Below are 24,993 nucleotides of genomic sequence, written 5' to 3' on the forward strand. Positions count from 1 at the left end.
CGGCTGCACGGTCAGGCAGCGTCGGTGAGGAAAATCTAAAAGCGCAATTCCGTTATGTATACTGATTTATTCTTACTGTATTGATTAGCAAATCTTACCTATCGAGTATCTGGCATGGATCTGATCCGCCTACGCACCCTTCGTGAGCTGGCCCGCTGCGGCACCATGGCGGCCACTGCCGAATTCCTGCACCTGACGCCGTCTGCCGTGTCCCAACAGGTCGCGCAGCTGGAACGTGAGGCCGATGTGGCATTGATCGAGCGACGTGGCCGTGGCGTGGTACTGACACCGGCCGGCATACGGCTGGTGGCCCATGTGGAGCGGATTCTGGTGATTCTCGACGAGGCGCGCTCGGAGCTGGCACAGATGCGCAGCGAGATCGCTGGCGAACTGCGCGTCGCCGCATTTCCCTCGATCGCCGTGGCACTGGTCGCGCCCATCGTGCACAACCTGCGCCAGGCCTATCCGCGCCTGGAAGTGGTGGTCGCCGACCTGGAGCCCCGGGAAAGCCTCAGCGCACTGAACGCCTGGCAGATCGACGTGGCGGTGGTCGATGACCTGGCCGGCGCCAGCAAGGCGCGGCAGGAACATCACGAGCTGATTCCGCTGACCGAGGACCGTCTGCACGTCCTGCTGCCCGTCAGCCATCCATTGGCATCACGTACCACGCTGACCATCGCCGACCTGCAGGACGAAGCCTGGGCGCTGGACTCCACCAACAGCTCGTTCGGCGAATTCATCGCCAACCTGTGCCGCGGCTCGGGCTTTACGCCACGCATCAATGCGCACTGCGCAGGCTTCGAAATGGTCGCGGCGATGGTCGCCTCGGGCAATTCGATTTCGGTGGTTTCCGGTCTGCGCCTGCTAAGGCCGGTGGAAGGCGTGACCGCCGTGCGCCTCGCCCCGGCAATTCAACGCAAGATATTTCTGGCCTATCGCAAGGGCGAGCGCAAGCACCCGGCCGTCACCGTCTTTCTCGACGAGGCGGTACGCACGGCGGGCGTGCTGGAGGGCTATCAGCGAGAAGACGGCGAAAGCGGGCCAGGCCAGGCCTGACCCGCCGACATCAGAAGCGGAACACTTCCGCGTCGATGCGGATCGGCTCGGCCACCGGCATCTTTGGTGGCTCTTGCCGGGCAGCCGGCACCGGCGCCTTGCGGCGTGGTTCTTCGGCAGCCAGCGGGGTGTTGCCGTGATTCTTCACCGCGGTGGCCAGTTGCCCGACCAGTTGCTGAACCACTTCGCTCTGGGCGCGAACCTGATCGGCGACCGAGCCCTTGTGCTTTTCTTCCAGGCGCACCAGGCGGGTGTCGAGCAACTGCCCGTCACGGCCGACCAGGCGCCACTGACCCTCGAGCACCGCCGGCTGATGCGGGCCGGAGTCCAGGCGGGTGATGGACAGCAGCACCTGCACCTGGGCCTTGTAATTCGGGTTGTCCGAAGCCAGCACCAGGCGCTGGCTGTTGATGCGGTTCGACAACTGGCGTAGCACCTGGCGATCCAGGTCGGTGGCCAAGCTACCGGCCCAGCGCGAGGTCCGGGCGGGGCTCAGGCTGCCGTCGTCCTGGCGCTGCAGCAGGGTTTCGCGCTGCAGGTAATCGGCGACGGTGATCGGGCCCAGTAATACGCTCATGCCGTCCTTGTCCGCAGTCTTGGTCGGTGCCGGGCCGCCGTCGAGCTGGTAGAGGGATACGGGCATCAGGTGCGAGCAACCGGTCAGCAGCAGCAGCCCGCTGAGAAGCAGGGTGAGAGGAAGCCGTTTAGCAATCATCAATGTCTTCCGGCTGGCGGCAGGGCCAGCGATCGTGGCTACAGGTGAAAAAGCCAATAACAAAAAAATAGATAAATCATCGCGTCGGCCAGCGCCGAAACGATGCAAATAATCCCTGTCTACATGCAATGCGCCTGCCACCCGACGACTGAATACCAGGGTGGCAGATGGCCCACCGTCCGGCGGGCATGCGAGGGGCGGTATCATCCGATAAACCGCCCGTTAACTCCAGCCCCAGGCCATTGGCCAGCAGCCCTACTCGACCAGCAGAGCGTCCACGCGCTGGAAGCCACGCGGCAATTTGTTGCCGCGACGGCCACGCTCGCCCTTGTAGTGTTCGAGGTCATCGGCCTTCAGGGACAGAGTACGCTTGCCAGCCTGCAACACAAGGGTCGCGCCCGTTGGCAGTACGGCCAGGTCGGTGAGGTACTCTTCGCGGCTGGCCACGCGATCGCCGGGAATGCCAATGATCTTGTTGCCTTTGCCTTTGCCCAGCTGCGGCAGGTCGGCGACCTTGAACAGCAGCAGACGGCCTTCGGTGGTGACTGCAGCCAGCCAGTCTTCCTCGCGGCTGACCAGCGGCCGCGGCGTTACGACGCGCGCGCCATTGGGCAGGCTGAGCAGCGCCTTGCCGGCCTTGTTCTTGGCCTGCAGGTCTTCGCCCTTGACCACGAAACCGTAACCGGCATCGGAGGCGATCACGTACAGCGCTTCATCATCGGGCAGCAACACGCACTCGAAGGTGGCACCGGCCGGTGGCGTCAGACGACCGGTCAGCGGTTCGCCCTGACCTCGGGCAGACGGCAGGGTGTGAGCGGCCAGCGAATAGCTGCGCCCAGTGGAGTCGATAAATACTGCATATTGGTTGGAGCGGCCCGGCGCAGCAGTCTTGAAGCCATCGCCAGCTTTGTAGGACAGACCGGTGGCATCGATTTCATGGCCCTTGGCCGAGCGCACCCAGCCTTTTTCCGAGAGCACCACGGTGATCTTTTCGTTCGGCAGCAGATCGTGCTCGGACAGCGCCTTGGCTTCGGCGCGCTCGACGATTGGCGAACGACGGTCATCGCCGTACTTCTCGGCGTCTTCGAGGATTTCCTTGCGCACCAGCTTCTTCAGCTTGGCTTCGCTGCCAAGCAGTGCCAGCAGCTTGTCGCGCTCTTTGCTGAGCTCATCCTGCTCGCCACGGATCTGCATCTCTTCCAGGCGGGCGAGTTGGCGCAGACGGGTTTCCAGAATGTACTCGGCCTGGATCTCGGTAAGGCCGAAGCGCTCCATGAGCACCGGCTTGGGCTGGTCCTCGGTGCGGATGATATGGATCACTTCATCGAGGTTGAGGAAGGCGATCAAGCGGCCTTCCAACAGGTGCATGCGGTGCTCGACCTTATCCAGACGGAATTGCAGACGGCGGCGCACGGTGCCGACACGGAACTGCAGCCACTCGACCAACAGGGTGCGCAGGTCCTTGACCTGCGGCTTGCCGTCGAGGCCGATGACGTTGGTGTTGACCCGGTAGCTGGACTCCAGATCGGTGCTGGCGAACAGGTGCTGCATCAGCGCATCGTGATCGACCCGGCTGCCGGTCGGGATGATCACGATACGGCAGGGGTTCTCATGGTCGGACTCGTCACGCAGGTCAGCGATCTGCGGCGCCTTGGAGGGTTTGGCCTGCATCATCGCAGCGATCTGTTCGAGCACCTTGGCACCGGACACTTGATGCGGCAACGCGGTGACCACGATATCGCCGTCCTCGACGCTATACACGGCGCGCATGCGTATCGAGCCGCGGCCAGTCTGGTAGATTTTCAGCAGGTCGGCACGCGGGGTGATGATTTCCGCGTCGGTCGGGTAATCCGGGCCCTGGATATGCTCGCAGAGCTGCTCGACCGTGGCCTTCGGCTCATCGAGCAGGCGTACGCACGCGGTGGCGACTTCGCGCAGGTTGTGCGGCGGCACGTCAGTGGCCATGCCCACGGCGATACCGGTAGTGCCGTTGAGCAGAATGTTCGGCAAACGCGCCGGCAGGGTCGCCGGCTCGTTCAGGGTGCCATCGAAGTTCGGCACCCAGTCCACGGTGCCCTGGCCGAGCTCGCTGAGCAACACTTCGGAATAACGCGATAGGCGCGCCTCCGTGTAACGCATGGCGGCGAACGACTTGGGATCATCCGGCGCACCCCAGTTGCCCTGGCCGTCGACCAGCGTGTAGCGGTAGCTGAACGGCTGGGCCATCAGCACCATGGCCTCATAGCAGGCGCTATCGCCGTGGGGGTGGAATTTACCGAGCACGTCGCCGACGGTACGCGCCGACTTCTTGTGCTTGGAATCGGCGTCCAGGCCCAGCTCGCTCATGGCATAGACTATGCGCCGCTGCACGGGCTTCAAACCGTCGCCGATATGCGGCAGCGCGCGATCCATGATCACGTACATGGAGTAATTGAGATAAGCCTGCTCGGTAAAGTCGGCAAGGGAGCGGCGTTCGACGCCGTCCAGGCTCAGATCGAGGGTTTCGCTCATGCGTGCCTCATTGCAAGGTTGATTGGCGCAGCATCAAGGTGCCGTCGCGCTGACTGAATTCAAGGTGTTTCAGGGCACTCATGCCCAGCAGGATTTCGTCACCATCCATGCCGGGCACGATGAGTGCGGACACGTCATGCAAGATGATATCGCCGAGCTGCAAGCGCTCAAGGCGCGTGCGGTGGGCCGTGGCGATGCCGTTGGCGGTACGGATCTGAACCGGCGCGCCGGCCTGCAGACCGAGGTCGCGAGCGACCTGGCTGGGGATGGCGACCTGGGTGGCACCGGTGTCGAGCAGAAAGCTCACCGCCTCGCCGTTGATCTGCCCATCGGCCCGATAATGCCCACCGGGGCTGCTGGCCAAGCGTACTTCGACGTAATCATCACCATGCACCGATTCGGGCTGGCGATTGGGATGCTGCTTGGCATCCTCCCAATTGCCGAAGAAATGCGTAGCCATCAGCAGGCCGGCGCCCCAGGCGAGCACCAGCATCACCCGGCCGGCGCGGCGGCCTGCGGGCTGCTCGCTCACTGCGCAGCCCCCCAGCCGCCGGCGGGCGCAGCGAAGCGCCAGACCAGCGGACGCTTCTCGCCGTCGCCGCGGGCCTGGCCACCGTTGTCGAGGCCGATCCAGGCGCCCTCGGCATCCACCGACAGGGCTTCGGCAACGCCGTAGTGCAGCGGATAGCGGCGCTCTTCGGTCAGCGCTTCGGCGGCGAACGACCAGCACCGCTCGACCTCGCCGTTGGCCGGCGTGCGCCGGCAGATACGGTGAGCCTGGCGTTCGAGGGTATAGAGTTTCTCTTCGAAGAAGGCCAGGTCGGAGAAATCCACCGGCGCGGGCCGGCCACCGAGCGCCTCGGGCGAGATTTCCTCACCGCCCTCGTTGAGCAGTACGCAACCGCCCTCGCAGCGCCAAGCGGCGCGCCGGTTATGCAACACCACGAGGCCGCGCCGCTCCTTCTCCGCGGCCAGCCAAAGGCGCTCGCCGGCCGGGTCGATGGCGATGCCTTCGAACAGCGAATTGAAGTGCAGCAGCATGCCGCTGGCCCGTGCCTGGCGCACCATGCCTTCGGGCAGGTTCAGCCATTGCGCATCGGCAGCCGGCGGTACCTGCAACACCGCCGCGCGGGTTTCGCTGACCAGATAGCGATTGCCCTTGGCGTCGCAGGAAATACCTTCGAAATCCAGATGACCACCGCGCACCAGACCGGCTACCCACGAGCGCATGCGCAACCCCCAGGGCAACGGCATGTCGGGTGCTGGCGGCGCCACGAAACGCTCGGCCTCGGCCTGCCAGACGCTGGCCGACGAATCGAGGCGGTACAGGCGATCATCCTCGCGGTCGGACACTGCCCACAGCGCGTCGCCGCACCAGGCCAGCCCCGACAGGTTACCAGCGTCCATGCCGGCCACCGGGTGTTCGCTGACCAGCTTGAGTTCTTCGAGCGGCGTGTCGGCCAGCACCGGCGTCACGACTGCAAACAGCATGGCGCCGACCAGGTGGCGCATCAGAGCAGTACCTCGGCCAGGTTGCCCTTGGACTCCAACCAGGATTTGCGGTCACTGGCGCGTTTCTTGGCCAGCAGCATGTCCATCACCTCGCGCGTGCCCTCGAAATCATCGAGGGTCAGCTGCACCAGGCGCCGGGTATTGGGATCCATGGTGGTTTCCCGCAGTTGTGGCGGGTTCATCTCACCCAGCCCCTTGAAACGGGTGACCTGCGGCTTGCCGCGCTTCTTCTCGGCAACCAGACGGTCAAGAATGCCGTCGCGCTCGGGCTCGTCGAGGGCGTAGTAAATTTCCTTGCCGAGGTCGATGCGGTACAGCGGCGGCATCGCCACGTAGACATGGCCAGCATCGACCAATGGACGGAAGTGCTGCACGAACAGCGCGCAGAGCAGCGTGGCAATGTGCAGACCGTCGGAGTCGGCGTCGGCGAGGATACAAATCTTGCCGTAACGCAGCTGGCTCAGATCGCTGGAGCCGGGGTCGAGGCCGACCGCAACGGCAATGTTGTGCACTTCCTGGCTGGCCAGCACTTCGCCGCCGTCCACTTCCCAGGTATTCAGAATCTTCCCGCGCAGCGGCAGGATCGCCTGAAACTCCTTGTCCCGCGCTTGCTTGGCCGAGCCGCCGGCGGAATCACCCTCGACCAGGAACAGCTCGCAGCGCAGCGGGTTCTGTCCCGCGCAGTCGGCCAGTTTGCCGGGCAGCGCCGGGCCCTGGGTGATCTTCTTGCGCTCGACCTTCTTGCCCGCCTTGAGGCGGCGGCTGGCGTTGCTGATCGCCAGTTCGGCCAGCTGCTGGCCGAATTCCGGGTGGGCGTTGAGCCACAGGCTGAAGGCATCTTTGACCACGCCAGAGACGAACGCAGCCGCCTCGCGGGAGGATAAGCGCTCCTTGGTCTGCCCCGAGAACTGGGCGTCCTGCATCTTCATCGACAGCACGAAGGCGATACGCTCCCAGACGTCTTCCGGCGCCAGCTTGACGCCGCGGGGCAGCAGGTTGCGGAACTCGCAGAACTCGCGCATCGCGTCCAGCAGGCCCTGACGCAGGCCGTTGACGTGGGTGCCGCCCTGGGCCGTGGGAATCAGGTTGACGTAGCTCTCCTGTACCGCGTCGCCGCCTTCCGGCAGCCACAGCAGCGCCCAGTCCACGGCTTCCTTGTTGCCGGCCAGGCTGCCGCAGAACGGCTCGCCCGGTAGGCGCTCGAATTCACTGACCGCGTCGACCAGATACGAGCGCAGGCCGTCTTCGTACAGCCACTCGACCTTTTCGTTACTGGCCTTGTCGTGGAAGCTGACTGCCAGGCCGGGGCACAGCACGGCCTTGGCCTTGAGCACGTGCTTGAGGCGGCTGACCGAGAATTTGTGGGAATCGAAGTACTTGGGGTCCGGCCAGAAGTGCACGCTGGTGCCGGTGTTGCGCTTGCCGACCGTGCCGGTCACTTCCAGGTCGCTGGCCTTGAAGCCATCGGCGAAGGCCATGGCGTACTCGCTGCCATCGCGTTTGACGCGCACTTCCACGCGGGTCGACAGGGCGTTGACCACCGAGATACCGACGCCGTGCAGGCCGCCGGAGAACTGGTAGTTCTTGTTGCTGAACTTGCCGCCAGCATGCAGCTTGGTAAGGATCAGCTCGACGCCTGGCACGCCCTCTTCGGGATGGATGTCCACCGGCATGCCGCGGCCGTCGTCGATCACTTCCAGGGAGTTGTCCTCGTGGAGGATCACCTGGATGGACTTGGCGTGGCCGGCCAGGGCTTCGTCGACACTGTTGTCGATGACTTCCTGGGCGAGGTGGTTGGGGCGCGTGGTATCGGTGTACATCCCCGGGCGCTTGCGCACCGGGTCGAGGCCGGAAAGCACTTCGATGGCATCGGCGTTATAGGCGTTTTGCTGGGCCATGGGTCTCTGCAATGCTCTGATTGATCGGGGATTCGGCGCGGCCACTCAGGCAGCGGGGGCAATGCCGGCAAAGGCGAACAACATCGGCAGGCGCTCGGCGAAGCCCTGGAAACCGTGGTCACCGCCCGCTTCGATACGCAGGGCGCAGTGCCGGTAGTAGGCCTGGGCGCGCCGGTAGTCGAGGGTTTCGTCGCCGGTTTGAAGCCACACCTGGTAACGAGTCGGGTCTGCTGGCGGCTCGACAGCGAGCTCGGCCAGGGCCGTCACGTGATCGGCGGTCAGCTCCCAGGTCTCGTTGCTGTAAAGGTTGGTCTGCGTGCCCAGATAGCCGTCGAACAGCTCGTGGGGCCGCACCGCCGGGTTGATCAGCAGCGCCTTGAGCCGGTGCCGCTCGGCCAGGTGGGTCGCATAGTAGCCGCCCAGCGAGCTGCCGACCAGCGTAGGGCGCCCCAGCTCGGCGATCAACGCGTCGAGTTGGGCAATGGCCTGGCGAGGATGATGATGCAGGGCCGGAACCCGCAGTTGGGCCTGCAGGCCACGGGCGGTCATGGCGGCGGTCAGCTGGCTGGCCTTGGTGGAAGCCGGCGAACTGTTGAGGCCGTGGATATAAAGAATGCTATTGGTCATAACGGGAGGCTACTAGCGCCAGCCTGCAGGCTGCAAGCATTGCCGTTGCGGCCGACCAACAAGCCTCAGTAGCCGCCAACGCTGTAGTCGGGCTCGAACACGAAGCCCTCGACCCGCGACACGCCGGTATCGAGGCGACCGTCATCGTGCAGACGCAGCCAGCGATAGCCCGGCGCTGCGCTGTCGGCCTGGAAGTCTTCGCTGCCAGGCGTGAACTGCACGCAGGTTGAAGGCGAAGCCAATAGCCGCAAGTCACCACGCTGGGTATCGATGGTCTGGTGCACGTGGCCCCAGAGCACGGCGCGCACCTGGGGAAAGCGCTGCAGCAGGTTGAACAGGGCATCCGGGTTGCGCAGGCCGATCGGCGCCATCCACTGGCAGCCGATATCCACCGGATGATGGTGCAGGCAAATCAGGTGGTGGCGATCCGGCGCTTCGCTCAAGGCCCGTTCCAACAGCGCCAGTTGGGGCTCCTGGAGATAGCCCGGTACGGCACCGGGAATGGACGAGTCGAGCAGCGTGATCCGCCAATTGCCCAGGTCGACGACCGGCTCGAGCAAGTCGGTGCCTACGCAGGCGGCCTGCATGGCGGGAATGTCGTCGTGGTTGCCGGGAATCCAGCGGGCCGGCGCAGCGATCGCCGCGCTCAATTCGACGAAGCGCGCGTAGGAGGTTGCACTGCCGTCCTGGGACAGGTCGCCGGTGGCCAGGATCAGGTCGATGGCCGGCTGCTCCTTGAGCACTTGCTCGACCACCCGGTTCAGGCTGTCGGCCGTATCCATGCCCAACAGCCGGCCGTCCGCATCGGCGAACAGGTGGCTGTCGGTGAGCTGCACCAGCAGCACCGAAGAATCGGCTGAGGGGGAAATGGCCGCACGCGCCAAGGTGCTTCTCCTTGAATGAGTGCGAATTATGGAATCGTCAAGCGAGGCGGTAAACCCGCAAATAAGCACTGGTTCACAGAAACCCGATGCAGTTACATGGCCAAAGGCCATCAATCACATCAGCGGCTCGGTTTCATGCCCGCAGGCCAGGCAATGACTCAGCCATTCGCCAAGAAACACGTTGAGCTGGGTTTTCTCGTCCGGCTGGTGCATGGCGGCGTTGGGATAGGGGTAAATGCCGCGAAAGCGTCGCGTGCTCTGGGCACCGGTGACCTCGGCCATGCGCGCATCATGGTAGACGCGCACTTCCAGCTGGGGCACCGGCAACCACGGCAGGCTGTGCTCCTGGCGCACCTGTACCGTGGAGGTGTACGGACAGCTCTCGACCACTTCCAGCGCCAGCACGCCGAGCTGCCGCTCGCCCTGGCTGAGTGCGACCCGCCGAGCCCCTTGGGCTTCGCGCATGCCGGGCAGCAGGCGCATCAGCCGCGCATAGTTGGCTTCGCAAGCCGCCTGCAGCTCGATCAAGTCGACCCGGTAGCGCTCGCGCAGCAGATTCAACCCCATAGCCCCCTGACCTCGGCGCGGTTGAGCGCCAGCCACTGCAGGGCGATGATGCTCGCCGCGTTGTTGATCTTGCCATCCTTGACCGCCTGCAGCGCATCCTCGAATGGCCATACTTGCACGCGGATGTCTTCGCCCTCTTCCTCGAGGCCGTGAATGCCGCCGACGCCAGCGCTGTCGCAACGACCAAGAAACAGGTGCACGAACTCGTCCGAGCCACCTGGCGATGGGAAATAGCGGGTTATCGGCCATAGCGAGGTCAGCGTCAGCCCGGCCTCTTCCTCGGCTTCGCGCAGTGCGACTTCGTCCGGCTCCTCGTGCTTGTCGATCAGCCCAGCCACCAGTTCGACCAGCCACGGGTTGGTGGCCTTGTGCATGGCGCCGACGCGGAACTGCTCGATCAGCACCACGCTGTCGGTCACCGCATCGTAAGGCAGCACGCACACGGCATCGTGGCGGATGAACAGTTCGCGGCGCAGCACCGGGCCCATTTCACCGGAAAACTGCCGATGGCGCAGGTGAAAGCGATCCAGACGGTAGAACCCGCGGAAGCATTCCTCACGCTCGATGATTTCCACCGCGTCCGGGCCGGGGTTGAAGGTTTCGGTCATCTGCTGTTCTCTCGTTCACCTACACATTGGAACCATCCTAGGGGCTGTTAAGGCTCTCCCGCAAGCGACGTATCGAAAGCCTGGCCGATCTGCTCGCATTGGCGAATAATCGCGAACTCCCCTGCCATCAGGCAGTCGAACGCCCGTCCTCTGCCAATGGCTTTTCCTGCATGAACATGTCCCGCATTGCCCGTCTCGGTGCTCTTTTCAGCCTCGCCCTACTGCTCGGTGCTTGCCAGAGCCTGTCCCGTTCCGACGCACCGGCGGGGGTGGCCACCAGCCATGAGAAGTGGGAGCACAAGCCAGCCGACTGCAGCGCCCAAGATTGCCCGCTGGTCAACGTCGAACTGCAACGCGTGACCGATCAACCGGCCCTCAATGCGCGCATCGACGCCACCCTGCTCGACCTGGTGAAAGCCGCCACCGGCACGCGCCCCGCGTCGCTGGCCGAACACGAGCGCGACTTTCTCGCCAACGGCCAGCCGGGCTGGGTGAGCTACCTGCAAGCCAAGGTGCTTAGCCAGCATGACCAACTCGTGGTGATTGAGCTGTCCAGCTACCACTTCATCGGCGGCGCCCACGGCGTGCCTGGGCGCACCTACCTCAATTACGATCGTGAGCAGAACGAGGTGCTGAGCCTGCAGGACATGCTGGTGCCCGGCGAGGAACCGGCGTTCTGGCAGATCGCTCAGCGCGCCCACCAGGCCTGGCTGATCGCCCAGGGCCACGGCAACGACGTGGAATACCGCAAGACCTGGCCGTTCGAGCGCACCGCCAACATCGCCCTGAATCCCGATGCGGTGATGCTCAAGTACGATGTCGCCCGCCTGGCGCCCTACTCCGACGGCCACCCGGAAATCCTCATCCCCTACAGCCAGCTACAGGGCATCCTGCGCCCAGCGTACATGCCTGGCGCTTCGCGCTAGAGCCCAGGCGCAGGCGCGGTGTCCGTCGCGCCTGCGCCCGAGGTTCACACCTGCCGGTAGATCACCGAGCCTTCTTCCCTGAAGCGTTCGGCCTGTTCCTTGAAGCCGGCTTCGACCGCCTTGCTCTCGTCCGACAGACCGTTCTCCTTGGCGTATTCACGCACTTCCTGGGTGATCTTCATCGAGCAGAACTTCGGCCCGCACATCGAGCAGAAGTGCGCGACCTTGGCCGAGTCCTTCGGCAGCGTCTCGTCATGGAAGCTACGGGCGGTGTCCGGGTCCAGGCCAAGGTTGAACTGGTCTTCCCAGCGAAACTCGAAGCGCGCCTTGGACAGGGCGTTGTCGCGGATCTGCGCGCCCGGATGACCTTTCGCAAGGTCGGCCGCATGGGCGGCGATCTTGTAGGTGATGATCCCGGTCTTCACGTCATCCTTGTTGGGCAGGCCCAGGTGTTCCTTGGGGGTGACGTAGCAGAGCATGGCGCAGCCGAACCAGCCGATCATGGCCGCACCGATGCCGCTGGTGATGTGGTCGTAGCCCGGCGCGATATCGGTGGTCAGCGGGCCGAGGGTGTAGAACGGCGCCTCGTCGCAGCATTCCAGCTGCTTGTCCATGTTCTCCTTGATCAGTTGCATCGGCACGTGGCCGGGGCCTTCGATCATGCACTGCACGTCATGCTTCCAGGCGATCTTGGTCAGCTCGCCGAGGGTTTCCAGCTCACCGAACTGGGCGGCGTCGTTGGCGTCGGCAATCGAGCCGGGACGCAGGCCGTCACCCAGCGAGAAACTGACGTCGTAGGCCTTCATGATTTCGCAGATTTCCTCGAAATGGGTGTAGAGGAAGTTCTCCTTGTGGTGGGCCAGGCACCACTTGGCCATGATCGAGCCGCCGCGGCTGACGATGCCGGTGACCCGCTTGGCGGTCAGCGGTACATAGCGCAGCAGTACGCCGGCGTGGATGGTGAAATAGTCGACGCCCTGCTCGGCCTGCTCGATCAGGGTATCGCGGAACAACTCCCAGGTCAGGTCTTCGGCCACGCCACCCACCTTTTCCAGGGCCTGGTAGATCGGCACCGTACCGATGGGGACCGGTGAGTTGCGGATGATCCACTCACGGGTTTCGTGGATGTGCTTGCCGGTGGACAGATCCATGACCGTGTCCGAGCCCCAGCGAATGCCCCAGGTCAGCTTGGCGACCTCTTCTTCGATCGACGAACCGAGCGCAGAGTTGCCGATGTTGCCGTTGATCTTCACCAGAAAGTTGCGGCCAATGATCATCGGCTCCAGTTCGGTGTGGTTGATGTTCGCCGGAATGATGGCGCGGCCACGGGCGACTTCGTCACGAACGAATTCGGGGGTGATTTCCTTGGGGATGCTGGCACCGAAACTGTTGCCACCATGCTGTTCCTTAAGCAGGCCGGCGGCGCGGTGCTCGGCGAGCTTCATGTTCTCGCGGATGGCGATGTATTCCATCTCCGGGGTGATGATGCCCTGACGCGCATAGTGCATCTGGCTGACGTTCTTGCCCGGTTTGGCGCGGCGTGGGTTGCGCACATGGCTGAAGCGCATCTTGGTCAGTTCGGCATCGGCCAGGCGCTGCTGGCCGAAGTGCGAGGTCAACCCTGGCAGCACCTCGGTGTCGTCGCGGTCGATGATCCAGGCGCTGCGCACATCGGCCAGGCCCTTGCGCACGTCGATGGTCACGTTCGGGTCAGTGTACGGGCCGGAGGTGTCGTAGACGGTGACCGGCGCGTTGATCTCGCCACCGAAATCAGTGGGCGTCACGTCCAGGCTGATCTCGCGCATCGGCACGCGAATATCCGGGCGGCTGCCCTGTACGTAGACTTTCTGCGACCGCGGGAAAGGCTGGATCGACTGCTGGTCGACCTGGGCCGATTCACTGAGGTTCTGCTGTTGTTGTTTGACGCTCATCGGTTGGCTCCTCGGCTGAATGTCGGAGAGAACCTGACGGACACGCGCGATGAAGCAACGCCGAGCCGAGACTATTCGAGCATGCAGGAGTCTTGAAGAGCGCCGGCATGATCAAACAGCCAGGGCGCGGGCACACCACGAGTGTGGTGTGGGGGAATCCACCATGCAGATCGATGAAAAACTATCTGCGTTGCCATCGCGGCGTTAAAAACCGGCTCAAAATGCTCATGTACTACTCGTACACTCCGCTTTTTCGCCACTTTTTGCCTTGCGCTGGCTGCCTCGCCTACGTTTTTAAACGATCTGTAGAGGTGGATACCTCTTGTTCCCTACGCAGGCCTTAACCTGATCAGGTTCAACGGGATCCGGAACTCTCCGATCTCAGCCTCCGATTCGAGGCACCCCGACAAGAACCCGGCCAGTCTACTGGCAGCCGCCGGTGGCGGCAATGCGAAGGCGACCCGCTGGTCGCGTGGTGGCCGCCACCGTCGCGCCTTGACCACCCCGATGGCCAGGCTTAGTCTCGCCTGCTACTGCCCCTCTAGGATCCACCGACATGCTGCGCAGACTCTCCCTGGCCGTTGCCGTGACCGCCACTTCAACCGCCACGGCCTGGGCAGAACCCGCGCCGCTATCGGTGCGTACCGACCTGATATCGGTGTACCAGGAAGCCGCCGCCAACAATGCCGATCTGGCCGCGGCCCGCGCCGACTACCAGGCCCGGCGTGAGGGCGTACCCCAGGCCCGCGCCGGCTTGCTGCCGAACCTCAGTGCCGGCGCCCGGGTCAACGACACCCGCACAGCCCTGCAGCAGCCTTCGGCCACCCAGTCGCGCAGCGCCACGGTCTACCAGGCCAACCTCAGCCAACCGCTGTTCCGTGCCGATCGCTGGTTCCAGTTGCAGGCCGCCGAGGCGGTCAGCGAGCAGGCCGCGCTGGAGCTGTCAGCCAATGAACAGAACCTGATATTGCAGAGCGCCGAAGCCTATTTCTCGGTACTGCGCGCCCAGGACAACCTGGCCTCGACCAAGGCCGAGGAAGCCGCCTTCAACCGCCAGCTCGACCAGGCCAACGAGCGCTTCGATGTCGGCCTCTCGGACAAGACCGACGTACTGCAGGCCCAGGCCGGCTTCGACAGTGCGCGCGCTAACCGCATCACCGCCCAGCGCCAGGTCGACGATGCCTTCGAGGCGCTGATCACCCTGACCAACCGCGAATACCGCAGCATCGAGGGTATCCAGCACAGCCTGCCGATTCTCACCCCGATGCCCAATGACGCGACCGCCTGGGTCAACACCGCGGCAGCCCAGAACCTCAACCTGCAGGCCAGCAACTTCGCGGTCGATGCCGCCGAGGAAACCCTGCGCCAGCGCAAGGCTGGCCATGCCCCGACCCTCGACGCGGTGGCCAGCTACCAGCGCGGCGACAACGACGCCTTCGGCCTGAGCAATCCCAACTACACCGGGCAGAACTACGGCAGCGACGTGTCGCAGCGCAGCATCGGCCTGGAGCTGAACATCCCGCTGTACAGCGGCGGCCTGACCAGCTCCCAGGCGCGCGAGGCCTACCAGCGCCTGAGCCAGTCCGAACAACGCCGCGAAGGGCTGCGCCGCGAGGTGGTGCAGAACACTCGTAACCTGTACCGGGCGGTGAATACCGACGTGGAAACCGTGCAGGCGCGCCGCCAGTCGATCATCTCCAATCAGAGCGCGCTGGAGGCCACGGAAATCGGTTATCAGGTCGGCACCCGCAACATCGTCGACGTGCTCGACGCCCAGCGTCAGCTATACAGCGCCGTGCGCAACTACAACGATGCGCGCTACGACTACATCCTCAACAACCTGCGCCTCAAGCAGGCCGCCGGCACCCTCAGCCCGGCCGACCTGGAAGCACTGGGCGCCTACCTGAAACCGGACTACAACCCGGATCGCGATTTCCTGCCAACGGATCTGGCCAAGGCTGGCGAAGCGCGTTTGCAGGGCGAGTAAGCAAAAGGGCGCTCAGGACGAGGAATACAAAGGCAGTTGTTAAGCAGCCAATCGTGGGAGCGCGCCATGCGCGCGAATTCGCGGGCATGAACTAGGCGTCCCCGCGCGCTCCCACATGAATCGAGGCTGTGCGCAGCGTTGCGGCCACATCCAGGCCAATTGAGCAGGCCTTAAACGAGTAGCCTTCCCAACCCATCCAGCAGGCGTTTCAACGCCCCCTGATTGGCCTTGAGCACCGCCAGCCCGGCATCGCGCATCTCGGCTGCTCTTGCGGGATTACTCAGCAGCATTGCGACCTGATCGCCGAGCGCATCGGCATCTGCGACTTCGCTGAGCGCGCCGTGCTCGAGCAGTTGCGCGGTGATTTCCAGAAAGTTGAAGCGGTGCGGCCCCATGATCACCGGCAGGCCCAGGGCAGCCGGCTCCAGCGGATTGTGGCCGCCGGTCTCGACCAGGCTGCCGCCGACGAAGGCGATATCGGCCAGGGCGTAGAGAAACATCAACTCGCCCATGCTGTCGCCGAGCAGCACCTGCACATCGGGGCCAACCGCTTCGCCCGAGGAACGCCGCACATAGTTCAGGCCCGCTTCACGTAGTTGTGCCGCCGCCGTGTCGAAGCGCTCCAGGTGGCGCGGCACCAGGATCAGCAAGGCATCCGGCTGGCTGGTGAGCAATCGCCGGTGCGCCTGAATCACCAGCGCATCCTCGCCCTCGCGGGTGCTCGCCGCGATCCACACCGGTCGCTGCCGCGCCTGCCACTGTTCGCGCCGCGCGCTGGCGCGGGCACTCACTTCGGCGTCCACCTGCTGGTCGAACTTGATCGAGCCGGTCACCTCGACGGCTTCGGGTCGCGCGCCAAGGGCGATGAAACGCTCGGCTTCGACCTGCGTCTGCACCGCGAGCAGGTTCAGCTCGGCGAGCATCGGCGCGGTGAGCTTGGCGAAACGGCCGTAGCCTCTGGCCGAACGCGCAGACAACCGACCGTTGGCCAACGCCACCGGAATGCCGCGGCGAGCGCATTGGTGGATGTAGTTGGGCCATAACTCGGTTTCCATGATCACTGCCAACTTCGGCCGCACCTGCTGCAGAAAGCGCGCCGCGGCCCAGGGCAGGTCGTAGGGCAGATAGCAGTGCTGCACCCGGCCGGCGAACTGCGTCTCGGGAAACAGCGCACGGATGCGCTCGGAGCCGGTGGGCGTCATGCAGGTCAGGGTGATCGGCAAGTCCGGATAGCGGGCCAGCAGCTCGCGCACCAGCGGCGCCGCAGCGATGCTTTCGCCCACCGATACGGCATGTACCCAGATACCGCCGGGGCGCAGTGGCGGCAGCAGGGCGAAGCGCTCGCCGATGCGTTTGGCATACGCCGGCGCACGCCAGGCGCGCCAAGCCAGGCGCAGGCCGATCAGCGGCAAACAGAGGTGAAACAGCAGGCTATAGAGATATCGATTCATGGCGGCGAAGCTTAGGGATGCGGGCGGGGCAGCACAAGTCGCGCCACGGGCTCATGCCTTGAGTACCCGCAGCCGTTCGGCCAGCGCCGCTGCCAGCCACTGAGCGGCCGGCCCGAGCGCCTCGTCACGGCGGAATACCATTTCCAGCGGCAGCGGCGGTGCGATCCAGTCGCTGCGCAGCTCCACCAGATGCCCATGATAGGTCGGGTACTGGGCCACGTGCCGCGGCAGGCAGGCCCAGCCCAGGTTGCGCATCAGCAGCTCGGCCATCGCGTAGAAGCTGTCTGCATACCAGGCTGAGGGGCTGATCCGTTCGTTGCCTGGGTACTGGGTATCCTGCAGGGTGATCAGCAGTTGGCGGTGGCGCGCCAGCTCACGGCGCCCGACCGCGCCAGCCTGTGCCAGCGGATGGCCGGCCCCGCACACCATGACCATTTCCACCATGCCCAGGCGCCGTCGTTCGAGTTCCGCCGGCATGCCCTCATGGTGGAACAGCAGGCCAAGATCGGCGCGTCGCTCGATGAGCCGACGCGCCACCACGCCCTGCCCGCCGCTGGTCATCTGCACTTCCACACCTGGAAAGGCGCGTGCCAGGGCCTCGAGACTGTCGAGCACCGGAGGCAGCGGCAAGGCCTCGTCCTGGGCGAGTCGCAGGCAGGCCTCCTCGCCCTTGGCCAGGCCAAGCGCTCGGCCCTCCAGCCGCTCGCACTGGCGCAACAATTCGCGCGCCTCTTCCAGCAGCGCCTGGCCGGCCTCCGTCAAACGCGGCTGGCGCCCGCTGCTGCGCTCGAACAGGCGCACGCCGAGATCATCTTCCAATGCCGCCACTGCCGTGCTGACCGCCGACTGCACACGACCCAGGCGACGCGCTACGCCCGAGAACGAGCTGCCCTCGGCGACCGCGACGAAAACGTCCAACTGCTCAAGATTCCAGCGCACGACCTATCTCCCATATAGATAGGTAATCAGTTTACCTAACAGCGGACGGCGGTAAAATTGTCAGCCCGTCAAGAGGAGTTCTGCCGATGAATGGTTATCTCTATCTCGCCCTGGCGATTGCCGCCGAAGTCGTCGCCACCACTTCCATGAAGGCCGTGGATGGTTTCAATAAACCCCTGCCGCTGTTGCTGGTAATCGCTGGCTACAGCATCGCCTTCTGGATGCTGATCCTGGTGGTACGCACCATTCCAGTGGGTATCGCCTACGCCATCTGGGCCGGGCTGGGCATCGTGCTGGTCAGCATCGCGGCGATGTTCGTCTACGACCAGAAACCGGACCTGCCAGCCGTGCTGGGCATGGGCCTGATCGTCAGCGGCGTGGTGGTGATCCAGCTGTTCTCCCGCGTCACCGGCCACTGAGCGTTATACTGCGCGCCTGTTTTTCCGAGAGGCGCCCGCATGTCCCAAACTCTGAGCACAGACGTCCTGATCGTCGGCGGCGGCGTTGCCGGCCTGTGGCTGAATGCACGGCTGCGTGCCAAGGGCTACGCCACGCTGCTGGTGGAGCGCGAAAGCCTTGGCGGCGGTCAGAGCGTCAAGTCCCAGGGCATCATCCACGGCGGCGCCAAGTACGCCCTGCATGGCGCCCTGAGCGGTGCATCGGAAGCCATCGCCGACATGCCACGGCGCTGGCGCGAGGCGCTGGATGGCACGGGCGAGCTGAACCTGTCCGGCGTGCGCCTGCTTTCCGACGCCCATTACCTGTGGTCGCCAGGCACCCTGGCCGGCAACCTGACCAGTTTCTTCGCCAGCAAGGCCGTGCGCGGGCGCGTCGACCAGGTCAAGGGCGAACAGTTGCCGCCGGCGCTGCAGAACCCGAAATTCAAGGGCAAGGTCTATCGCCTGGCGGAATTGGTGGTGGACGTGCCAAGCCTGATCACCCGCCTGGCCGAACTCGCCAGCGACAGCCTGCTCGCCGCCGATGCCATCGAGCCGCTGCACGACAACGGCCAACTGGTCGGCCTGCGTGTCGATGGTCGTGAAATCCGTGCCCAGCGCATCGTGCTCAGCGCCGGTCGCGGCAACGCCGACCTGCTGGCCAGCCTTGGCATTGCACAACCCAGCCAGCAACTGCGCCCACTGCACATGGTGATGGTCAAAGGGCCGAGCCTCAAGCCGCTGTACGCCCATTGCCTGGGCGGAGGCCCGAAGCCGCGGATTACCGTGACCAGCCACCCGAGCGCCGATGGCGAATGGGTCTGGTACCTGGGCGGCGACCTGGCCGAGGCGGACGGCGTGGCACGCGACGAAGCCGCGCAGATCGAAGCGGCGCGCAAGGAGCTCACCCAGTTGCTGCCGTGGATCGACTTGTCCACAGCGCAATGGGCGACCCTGCGCGTCGAGCGTGCGGAGCCCGCGCAAAGCGGCCTGGTGCGCCCGGACAATGCTTTCTTGAGCGACCAGGGCGCCCTGCTCGTCGGCTGGCCAACCAAACTGGCCCTGGCGCCGGACTTCGCCGATCGCGTGCTGAGCCATCTCGAGCGCGACGGCATTCGCCCGGCGGCTCGAGCTGCCTTGCCCGAACTGCCGCGCCCGGTTATCGGCCGTACTGCGTGGGAGGCGGCATTCTGATGCGCGACCTGCACGAGCTGCACCGCACGCTGGGCTCCACCGGCCTGAGCGTTTCCCCCCTTGGCCTGGGCACCGTCAAGCTGGGCCGCGATCAGGGCGTCAAATACCCCAACGGTTTCACCATTCCCGATGACCAGCAGGCGCTACAGCTGCTCGGCCTGGCCCGGGAGCTGGGCATCAACCTGCTCGATACCGCGCCGGCCTACGGCACCAGCGAACAGCGCCTGGGCCCGTTGCTACGTGGCCAGCGCCACGACTGGGTGATCGTCAGCAAGGTGGGCGAGGAGTTCGACAACGGCCTGTCGCATTTCGACTTTTCCGCCGCGCACACCCGGCGCTCGGTGGAGCGCAGCCTGAAACGTCTGGAAACGGACTATCTTGACCTGGTGCTGGTGCACTCCAACGGCGACGACCTGGCGATCCTGCAGCATGAAGCGGTCTACGAGACCCTGGCCGAGCTCAAGCAGGCCGGGCTGATTCGCGGCTTCGGCTTCTCCGGCAAGACGGTCGAGGGTGGCCTGCTGGCACTGGAGCGCGGCGACTGCGCCATGGTCACCTACAACCTGGGCGAGCAGCAGGAACGCCCGGTATTGGACTATGCTGCCAGTCACGCCAAAGGCGTGCTGATCAAGAAAGCCCTGGCCAGCGGCCATGTCTGCCTGGACAGCGGTGTCGACCCGGTACGCGCCAGCTTCGAGCTGATCTTCGCTCACCCAGGTGTGGGCAGCGCCATCGTCGGCACCATCAACCCACTGCATCTGGCGCACAACGTGGCAGTGGCTGCCGAGGTTATTTTCGGCACTAAACGTGGTAACAGAGGATCAGCAGAGTGATGAACAGGCGTTCCGATAACGCCTTTTGACGCCGCCCAGGCGGCCGACCCCGACGCAAGAAGGAGCCGACATGCCGCGCATCATTTCCCGCAAGGACCCCGCCACCTTCAAGACCTTGCCGTTATACGTCGAGGCAACGCCTGATGGCATCGCCTACCAGAGCCTTGGCCGCCCACTGAATTTCAGCGAAATGCTCGAACGCCGCAAACCGGTCGAGCTGCCCGACAGCCAGCGCTTCGCGGCGGAGCTGGCCAACCTGGGGGTATCGGTGCGATTGACCCTGCACTGGCAGGGCCGCGAATACTGGCTGCTGGTGCGCCAGCGCCGCCATGACCGCGGCGATGTCGTGCTCAAGCTGATTTCCGGCTACGTACCGGCCCACGAACTCAACCTGCCGCTGTTGACCGCCATCCAGGAAGTGGCCGAGGAATGCCTGCTGGAAACCAGCGAAGGCTGGCTCTACGGCCGCTTCGGCGACACCTGGCTGCCTGCGCCCTACGAGGGCACACTCAAGTATCGGGATAACGTCCATTTTCGGCTCAGCCCCCTGTCTGGTGCCGCTCGTCCGGTGCAATGCGGCAACCTGACCTTGCTGGAGCGCCCACGGGCCTACGTGCATGTACCCACCGCATCGCTGCAGCTGGTCTACGACCTACGCCTGGATCTGCCCAAAGAGGCGAAGCAACCCAGTCTGTTGCACGTCGATGAGCACCTGGAGAATGGCAAGCTGATCGCGCGCCTGGATCACGCCCGTCCCGATCTGTACCTGATCCCCCTGGAGCAGGGTCGCCCCACCGCTGAGCTGTTGACCCTGCGCCAAGGCCAACTGGTGCCAGTAAACACCCGCGGCCTGTGGTTGGCGGAAAGCTTTGCCGCCCAGGACGGCTGGTTGGTGCGTGATGAACGCATCCGTTGGAAGGATTGGCTGACGCTGCAGAACCTGACACCGAAACCCAGCAAGCCCGACGTGTTCAGCACGGGGCCCGAGGTATCTTCAAGGGTTCGCCTGGATACCGCCGCGGCGGTCTGACCGGCAAGCGTCACAAAACAAAACCCCGCCAAGTGGCGGGGTTTTGTTTGCGCGATCAGCGACTGCGGATCTTCTCGACGATGGCCGTGGTCGAGCTGTTCTCGACCAGCCCCAGCACCCGCACTTCACCGCCGTAGGCCAGCACGATATCGGAACCGACCACCTGGTCGATGCCGTAATCGCCACCTTTGACCAGCACATCGGGCTGCACCTGCTTGAGCAGGCGCTCGGGCGTGGCTTCGCTGAAGCTCACCACCCAGTCCACGGCGCCAAGACCGGCCAGCACCGCCATGCGGCGATCCACGGCATTGATCGGCCGACCTGGGCCCTTGAGACGGCTCACCGACGCGTCGTCATTGATCGCCACGATCAGACGGTCGCCCTGCGCCCGCGCCTGCTCGAGATAGGTCACGTGGCCGGCATGCAGGATATCGAAGCAGCCGTTGGTAAAGACGATCTTCTCGCCGTGGGCGCGCGCATCCTCGGTGGCCAGCAGCAGTTGCTCCAGGCTCAGCACACCACGCTCGGAGCCCTCTTCACGCTGCACGGCACGGCGCAGCTCAGGCGTGCTGATGGCCGCGGTGCCCAGCTTGCCCACCACGATACCGGCAGCCAGATTGGCCAGCGCCACGGCCTGGGGTAGCTCCTCGCCTGCCGCGATGGAGGCGGCCAGCGTGGAAATCACCGTATCGCCCGCGCCCGTCACATCGAACACCTCGCGCGCACGCGCCGGCAGGTGAAGCGGCGCATGATCAGGGCGCAGCAGCGTCATGCCATGCTCGCCACGGGTAACCAGCAAGGCGCCCAGGTCGAGCTCACGCATCAGGCGCGCGCCACGGCTGACCAACTCGGCTTCATCCTCACAGCGACCGACGATCAACTCGAACTCGCTGAGGTTCGGAGTGATCAGGCTGGCGCCGCGGTAAATGGAGAAATCCTTGCCTTTCGGGTCGGCCAACACCGGGATGCCGCGCTTGCGCGCTGCCGTGATCAAGGCCTGATGATTCTGCAGCGCACCCTTGCCGTAATCGGACAACACCAGCACCTTGACCTGATCGAGCAACTGCTCGACCTGCCGCGCCAACGCCTCGGCGTCGGTCTGGAACGGCTCTTCGAAATCCATGCGCAAGAGCTGCTGATGACGGCTCATGACCCGCAGCTTGACGATGGTCGGCTGGTTCTCGATACGCTGGAAGTAGGTCTTCACGCCGATGGCTTCCAGGCTCTGCTGCAAACTCTGTGCAGCCTCGTCCTCGCCGGTAACGCCAACCAGAACAGCCGGCGCACCAAGAGCGGCGATATTCAGTGCGACATTGGCCGCACCGCCGGGGCGATCCTCGATCTGTTCGACCTTGACCACCGGCACCGGAGCCTCGGGCGATATACGCGAGGTAGCGCCGTGCCAATACCGGTCGAGCATGACATCACCCACCACCAATACGGGTGCCTGATCGAAACGGGGCATGGATAACTTCATGCGGAAACTCCGGAATTGCAAAATCGCCGCGGAGAATAGCACATCGGCTATTACGAACCGCCGCCGCACGTTTCAGCACCGCTTAGCGCTCGAACGGGCGAACCCAGAACAACTCGTGGCGACGCACCGCCTTGCGGAAGAACTCGTCTTCCCCTGCCTGCGGCCAGCGGCGTGCAGCCAGGCACCATTGGATGAACCGACGCAGACGCTTCTTGAAGGGTAGCGGCGTTTGCAGATCGTGCTGCATCGCCAATGCCTGACTCTTGTCGAGCAATACATTGTCATCAAGTTGCAGGCACCACAGCTGATCGGCTGGCAAGGGTTCGATACATGGCGGCAATGCCACGCCGTTGCCGGCCGGCCCCATGGGCCAGCGGTCATTGTCCGTCAGGTGATTGGCATAGAGCAGTTGCACGTCAGGCTGCCAGCCACTTTGCTCGATGGCCTGCCGCAACGCTCGGCCCGTCTGGATATGGTCGGGGTGCGGATCGAGCTCGGGGTGCGGAAACACGACGACTTCCGGCTTGAAGTGCCGCAACAACGCCGCGAGGTCGGCGATCAGGTTATTCCACGTCGGTGCCCCGTCTACATCGCCAGGAAGCTTCAATGCATTGAAACGACGAACACTGCGGATATCCGAGTCGCCCGACTCGCGCGACGCACAAGCTGTGCCTGGCTCGGCCTCCATCTGCCGCAATTGCATGCAGTAATAGCCAAGCTGCACGCATCGACTGGGCTCGACGCCACCCCACAGAGGTACCGTTTGACTGCTCCAACTGCGCAGCCGCCCCTTGAGGCGCGCGGCGGCGGCATCGCTGAGGCCAAGACGGCGGTAGAAGTCGGCCTCGATCTCGCCCTGGGTCAAGGTGACGATAGACACCTCTTGGCTGCGACTGTAAAGACCGAAAGCAGCCAGCTCGGCATCATCCGCGTGGGGAGCAAGCACCATGACGCGCTTGCGTGAGTAGTCGGGATTGCTGAAGCCATACAGCGTTGCTTCGCGCCCGAGCTTGCAGAAGCGCCCGCGCAGCCTCAGTCGTCCATCGCGCAATAGTGGCAGGCAGCTGGAGAGATTGAGAAACCGTACGCCGTTGACGCCGCGCTCGAAATCTTGGCGGTCGAGGTCTTTGTCCTCACCGATCAGGACATGGGGGTCGAGGCAACGCCCCAGCCAGTTGCTGCGAACATGCAGGGCCAGCACCAGTGTGTCGGCCTCCTCGGGCCACTCCCCGCCATGTGGAAAGATTTTCCCATCGCGATCGAGCATCACCGACAGACTGAAACTGTCCGGCGGGAACGCGTGGCGGTAATCGTCACGGGGCGAGTAGAAAAGATGGTCGGAAAACCAGGCTTCGTGGGCAATCCATGCCAGCACCAGAACGACGGGCGCCGTTCCCCACGAACCGAACCAGTCGAGCGCCACCAGAATCGGCAATGCCACGACCATGAGAATACGCTTGTTACGCCGATGCCGGCGTACCAACCGCTGCTTGCGTGCTTCCATTCACTTACACCCGAAAAACAGGCTGGCGATTACACCAACGATCCTTGTATTCAACATCCGCTCTGCCGAAGGAGTAGCGCAGCGGCTTTCCTCGCAGGCGCGCATCGTCCCATGCGGACTGGGTATTGATAAAGCTGAGTACACTGCCAGGGCTGAAGTCACGAGAGGCTGGATCCACTCCACCGTTGATGTATTCGATACTAATCCAGCCTGGCGATTCGACCCTGTATAGAACCTGAACGGCTATGGGCTTTCCATCGAGCTGCAGATACGCGCCCCAGAGAAACTCTTTCAGCGCCTCGAAAACCTCGACGAGATACTGCTTGCCAGGCACGTCGAAGCCCCAGCGCTTTTCGAACAGCTCCGTATAAATTGCGGCCAGCGCATGGGCCGACAAGCCGGAAACCGGCACAACCTCGCCGCCCGCCTCTTCGAGCATCCGTAGTTCACGACGCTGGTTGTAGCGGAACTTCTTGCCGTACTCCTCCGGCTGCCTGGCCAGCGCCAGCTGCTCCGACTGGGTGCGCAACGTCGATATCGCGCCCTCATTCAAGGCGGAGACATAGCGCATTCGATGCCGAACCGGTGCGGCCGCTCCTGGCGCGACGGGCAGTATCACCTCGGCGTTGCCGAGGTCGAAAAGGTCGCGACGACCCTTGCGTTTGAGCACATCGCGAGAAAGTGCCAACGCATTTCCCCAGACTGGAACCGCAGCCTGCAACTCGCCCTGCCGCGGCCAGCCCAGGTAGCGAACGGGAATGCCCGCCAGCACAGACAGCCGGGAAACGACGTCTGGTTGAGTCATGACACTGCCGCCGAACCGCGCCCACACCTGCGCATAGACATCGGCGCTTATCGGCTGCCAGCCTCGCTCGCGCCAGCGTTGTAACGGGTTGAACATCAGGC

22 protein-coding genes and 1 riboswitch are annotated in these 24,993 nt (G+C 64.3%); of the genes, 7 read left to right on the forward strand and 15 right to left on the reverse strand.

Annotation, left to right across the window (positions count from 1 at the left end; translation table 11 throughout):
* Nucleotides 1–114: 114 nt before the first annotated feature.
* Nucleotides 115–1,056, forward strand: coding sequence for a LysR family transcriptional regulator (locus BVH03_RS20685; RefSeq protein WP_075962929.1), 942 nt, complete (start codon nucleotides 115–117; stop codon nucleotides 1,054–1,056).
* A 10-nt stretch (nucleotides 1,057–1,066) separates the two neighbouring features.
* Here the strand turns inward: BVH03_RS20685 and BVH03_RS20690 are convergent, their stop codons facing one another.
* From BVH03_RS20690 to BVH03_RS20730, 9 genes are all read right to left on the reverse strand, one after another.
* Nucleotides 1,067–1,771, reverse strand: a complete 705-nt coding sequence (locus tag BVH03_RS20690; protein WP_083640129.1) for a membrane integrity-associated transporter subunit PqiC — start codon at nucleotides 1,769–1,771, stop codon at nucleotides 1,067–1,069.
* Between the two features lie 255 nt (nucleotides 1,772–2,026).
* Nucleotides 2,027–4,282 (reverse strand): DNA topoisomerase IV subunit A, encoded by a 2,256-nt coding sequence (gene parC / locus BVH03_RS20695; protein WP_075962931.1) that lies wholly within the window; start codon nucleotides 4,280–4,282, stop codon nucleotides 2,027–2,029.
* A gap of 7 nt (nucleotides 4,283–4,289) precedes the next feature.
* Nucleotides 4,290–4,814, reverse strand: coding sequence for a TIGR02281 family clan AA aspartic protease (locus BVH03_RS20700; RefSeq protein WP_075962932.1), 525 nt, complete (start codon nucleotides 4,812–4,814; stop codon nucleotides 4,290–4,292).
* Entirely contained in the window at nucleotides 4,811–5,794 is a 984-nt protein-coding gene (locus tag BVH03_RS20705) for an esterase-like activity of phytase family protein (RefSeq protein WP_075962933.1), read from the reverse strand. The genes BVH03_RS20700 and BVH03_RS20705 overlap by 4 nt, the downstream gene beginning before the upstream one ends.
* On the reverse strand, nucleotides 5,794–7,692 hold the full coding sequence (parE, locus tag BVH03_RS20710; protein WP_075962934.1) for a DNA topoisomerase IV subunit B: 1,899 nt from the start codon (nucleotides 7,690–7,692) through the stop codon (nucleotides 5,794–5,796). The genes BVH03_RS20705 and parE overlap by 1 nt, the downstream gene beginning before the upstream one ends.
* A 45-nt stretch (nucleotides 7,693–7,737) precedes the next feature.
* Nucleotides 7,738–8,319 carry a YqiA/YcfP family alpha/beta fold hydrolase gene (locus BVH03_RS20715; protein WP_075962935.1) on the reverse strand — a complete coding sequence of 194 codons (582 nt, stop codon included), beginning with the start codon at nucleotides 8,317–8,319 and terminating at the stop codon, nucleotides 7,738–7,740.
* 65 nt (nucleotides 8,320–8,384) lie between these two features.
* The gene (cpdA, locus tag BVH03_RS20720) at nucleotides 8,385–9,203 is read right to left on the reverse strand and encodes a 3',5'-cyclic-AMP phosphodiesterase (protein ID WP_075962936.1); all 819 of its coding nucleotides are present in this window, start codon (nucleotides 9,201–9,203) and stop codon (nucleotides 8,385–8,387) included.
* A gap of 114 nt (nucleotides 9,204–9,317) precedes the next feature.
* Nucleotides 9,318–9,770, reverse strand: a complete 453-nt coding sequence (locus BVH03_RS20725) for a DUF1249 domain-containing protein (protein WP_075962937.1) — start codon at nucleotides 9,768–9,770, stop codon at nucleotides 9,318–9,320.
* Complete coding sequence (locus tag BVH03_RS20730; RefSeq protein WP_075962938.1) at nucleotides 9,761–10,378, reverse strand: NUDIX domain-containing protein; 618 nt, start codon at nucleotides 10,376–10,378, stop codon at nucleotides 9,761–9,763. Before BVH03_RS20730 ends, BVH03_RS20725 begins: the two co-directional genes overlap by 10 nt.
* A gap of 170 nt (nucleotides 10,379–10,548) precedes the next feature.
* Here BVH03_RS20730 and BVH03_RS20735 point away from each other — a divergent pair, with 170 nt between their 5' ends.
* Nucleotides 10,549–11,304, forward strand: coding sequence for an RsiV family protein (locus tag BVH03_RS20735; RefSeq protein ID WP_256574769.1), 756 nt, complete (start codon nucleotides 10,549–10,551; stop codon nucleotides 11,302–11,304).
* Between the two features lie 44 nt (nucleotides 11,305–11,348).
* Here BVH03_RS20735 and thiC read toward each other — a convergent pair whose 3' ends face one another.
* Nucleotides 11,349–13,235, reverse strand: coding sequence for a phosphomethylpyrimidine synthase ThiC (gene thiC / locus BVH03_RS20740; RefSeq protein WP_075962939.1), 1,887 nt, complete (start codon nucleotides 13,233–13,235; stop codon nucleotides 11,349–11,351).
* 309 nt (nucleotides 13,236–13,544) lie between these two features.
* Nucleotides 13,545–13,651: riboswitch (TPP riboswitch) on the reverse strand.
* A 140-nt stretch (nucleotides 13,652–13,791) separates the two neighbouring features.
* On the opposite strand from thiC, the gene BVH03_RS20745 reads away from it, so the two are divergent.
* Entirely contained in the window at nucleotides 13,792–15,222 is a 1,431-nt protein-coding gene (locus BVH03_RS20745; protein ID WP_075962940.1) for a TolC family outer membrane protein, read from the forward strand.
* Nucleotides 15,223–15,392: 170 nt separating this feature from the next.
* On the opposite strand, the gene waaA is transcribed toward BVH03_RS20745, so the two are convergent.
* Together waaA and BVH03_RS20755 are read right to left on the reverse strand one after the other, a co-directional pair.
* On the reverse strand, nucleotides 15,393–16,673 hold the full coding sequence (gene waaA / locus BVH03_RS20750; RefSeq protein ID WP_075962941.1) for a lipid IV(A) 3-deoxy-D-manno-octulosonic acid transferase: 1,281 nt from the start codon (nucleotides 16,671–16,673) through the stop codon (nucleotides 15,393–15,395).
* Between the two features lie 51 nt (nucleotides 16,674–16,724).
* Nucleotides 16,725–17,612 carry a LysR family transcriptional regulator gene (locus BVH03_RS20755; RefSeq protein WP_075962942.1) on the reverse strand — a complete coding sequence of 296 codons (888 nt, stop codon included), beginning with the start codon at nucleotides 17,610–17,612 and terminating at the stop codon, nucleotides 16,725–16,727.
* Between the two features lie 86 nt (nucleotides 17,613–17,698).
* Between BVH03_RS20755 and BVH03_RS20760 the strand changes: the two genes are divergently transcribed.
* The 4 genes from BVH03_RS20760 (at nucleotide 17,699) to BVH03_RS20775 (ending at nucleotide 21,106) form a co-directional block, all read left to right on the forward strand.
* On the forward strand, nucleotides 17,699–18,031 hold the full coding sequence (locus BVH03_RS20760) for a multidrug efflux SMR transporter (RefSeq protein ID WP_042553924.1): 333 nt from the start codon (nucleotides 17,699–17,701) through the stop codon (nucleotides 18,029–18,031).
* 39 nt (nucleotides 18,032–18,070) lie between these two features.
* Nucleotides 18,071–19,243: an FAD-binding oxidoreductase gene (locus tag BVH03_RS20765; RefSeq protein ID WP_075962943.1), complete on the forward strand. Its 1,173-nt coding sequence runs from the start codon at nucleotides 18,071–18,073 to the stop codon at nucleotides 19,241–19,243.
* Entirely contained in the window at nucleotides 19,240–20,076 is an 837-nt protein-coding gene (locus BVH03_RS20770) for an aldo/keto reductase (protein ID WP_168175655.1), read from the forward strand. The genes BVH03_RS20765 and BVH03_RS20770 overlap by 4 nt, the downstream gene beginning before the upstream one ends.
* A gap of 70 nt (nucleotides 20,077–20,146) precedes the next feature.
* Nucleotides 20,147–21,106, forward strand: a complete 960-nt coding sequence (locus tag BVH03_RS20775; protein ID WP_075962945.1) for a metal ABC transporter ATPase — start codon at nucleotides 20,147–20,149, stop codon at nucleotides 21,104–21,106.
* 55 nt (nucleotides 21,107–21,161) lie between these two features.
* Here BVH03_RS20775 and hldE read toward each other — a convergent pair whose 3' ends face one another.
* The 3 genes from hldE to BVH03_RS20790 form a co-directional block, all read right to left on the reverse strand.
* Nucleotides 21,162–22,583: a bifunctional D-glycero-beta-D-manno-heptose-7-phosphate kinase/D-glycero-beta-D-manno-heptose 1-phosphate adenylyltransferase HldE gene (hldE, locus tag BVH03_RS20780; RefSeq protein ID WP_075962946.1), complete on the reverse strand. Its 1,422-nt coding sequence runs from the start codon at nucleotides 22,581–22,583 to the stop codon at nucleotides 21,162–21,164.
* Between the two features lie 82 nt (nucleotides 22,584–22,665).
* On the reverse strand, nucleotides 22,666–24,087 hold the full coding sequence (locus tag BVH03_RS20785; protein ID WP_075962947.1) for a PIG-L deacetylase family protein: 1,422 nt from the start codon (nucleotides 24,085–24,087) through the stop codon (nucleotides 22,666–22,668).
* Between the two features lie 4 nt (nucleotides 24,088–24,091).
* Nucleotides 24,092–24,988 (reverse strand): GNAT family N-acetyltransferase, encoded by an 897-nt coding sequence (locus BVH03_RS20790; RefSeq protein WP_075962948.1) that lies wholly within the window; start codon nucleotides 24,986–24,988, stop codon nucleotides 24,092–24,094.
* Nucleotides 24,989–24,993: the final 5 nt, after the last annotated feature.

It is taken from the genome of Pseudomonas sp. PA15(2017) (assembly GCF_001945395.1).
In the GTDB taxonomy this organism is placed as follows: Bacteria; Pseudomonadota; Gammaproteobacteria; order Pseudomonadales; family Pseudomonadaceae; genus Aquipseudomonas.

Bases quoted from the DNA above. Each gene is read 5' to 3' on its own strand.
- BVH03_RS20685 (WP_075962929.1), top strand. From the start codon at position 115: ATGGATCTGATCCGCCTACGCACCCTTCGTGAGCTGGCCCGCTGCGGC.
- BVH03_RS20690 (WP_083640129.1), bottom strand. From the start codon at position 1,771: ATGATTGCTAAACGGCTTCCTCTCACCCTGCTTCTCAGCGGGCTGCTG.
- parC (WP_075962931.1), bottom strand. From the start codon at position 4,282: ATGAGCGAAACCCTCGATCTGAGCCTGGACGGCGTCGAACGCCGCTCC.
- BVH03_RS20705 (WP_075962933.1), bottom strand. From the start codon at position 5,794: ATGCGCCACCTGGTCGGCGCCATGCTGTTTGCAGTCGTGACGCCGGTG.
- parE (WP_075962934.1), bottom strand. From the start codon at position 7,692: ATGGCCCAGCAAAACGCCTATAACGCCGATGCCATCGAAGTGCTTTCC.
- BVH03_RS20715 (WP_075962935.1), bottom strand. From the start codon at position 8,319: ATGACCAATAGCATTCTTTATATCCACGGCCTCAACAGTTCGCCGGCT.
- BVH03_RS20725 (WP_075962937.1), bottom strand. From the start codon at position 9,770: ATGGGGTTGAATCTGCTGCGCGAGCGCTACCGGGTCGACTTGATCGAG.
- BVH03_RS20730 (WP_075962938.1), bottom strand. From the start codon at position 10,378: ATGACCGAAACCTTCAACCCCGGCCCGGACGCGGTGGAAATCATCGAG.
- BVH03_RS20735 (WP_256574769.1), top strand. From the start codon at position 10,549: ATGAACATGTCCCGCATTGCCCGTCTCGGTGCTCTTTTCAGCCTCGCC.
- thiC (WP_075962939.1), bottom strand. From the start codon at position 13,235: ATGAGCGTCAAACAACAACAGCAGAACCTCAGTGAATCGGCCCAGGTC.
- BVH03_RS20745 (WP_075962940.1), top strand. From the start codon at position 13,792: ATGCTGCGCAGACTCTCCCTGGCCGTTGCCGTGACCGCCACTTCAACC.
- waaA (WP_075962941.1), bottom strand. From the start codon at position 16,673: ATGAATCGATATCTCTATAGCCTGCTGTTTCACCTCTGTTTGCCGCTG.
- BVH03_RS20760 (WP_042553924.1), top strand. From the start codon at position 17,699: ATGAATGGTTATCTCTATCTCGCCCTGGCGATTGCCGCCGAAGTCGTC.
- BVH03_RS20765 (WP_075962943.1), top strand. From the start codon at position 18,071: ATGTCCCAAACTCTGAGCACAGACGTCCTGATCGTCGGCGGCGGCGTT.
- BVH03_RS20775 (WP_075962945.1), top strand. From the start codon at position 20,147: ATGCCGCGCATCATTTCCCGCAAGGACCCCGCCACCTTCAAGACCTTG.
- hldE (WP_075962946.1), bottom strand. From the start codon at position 22,583: ATGAAGTTATCCATGCCCCGTTTCGATCAGGCACCCGTATTGGTGGTG.
- BVH03_RS20785 (WP_075962947.1), bottom strand. From the start codon at position 24,087: ATGGAAGCACGCAAGCAGCGGTTGGTACGCCGGCATCGGCGTAACAAG.
- BVH03_RS20790 (WP_075962948.1), bottom strand. From the start codon at position 24,988: ATGTTCAACCCGTTACAACGCTGGCGCGAGCGAGGCTGGCAGCCGATA.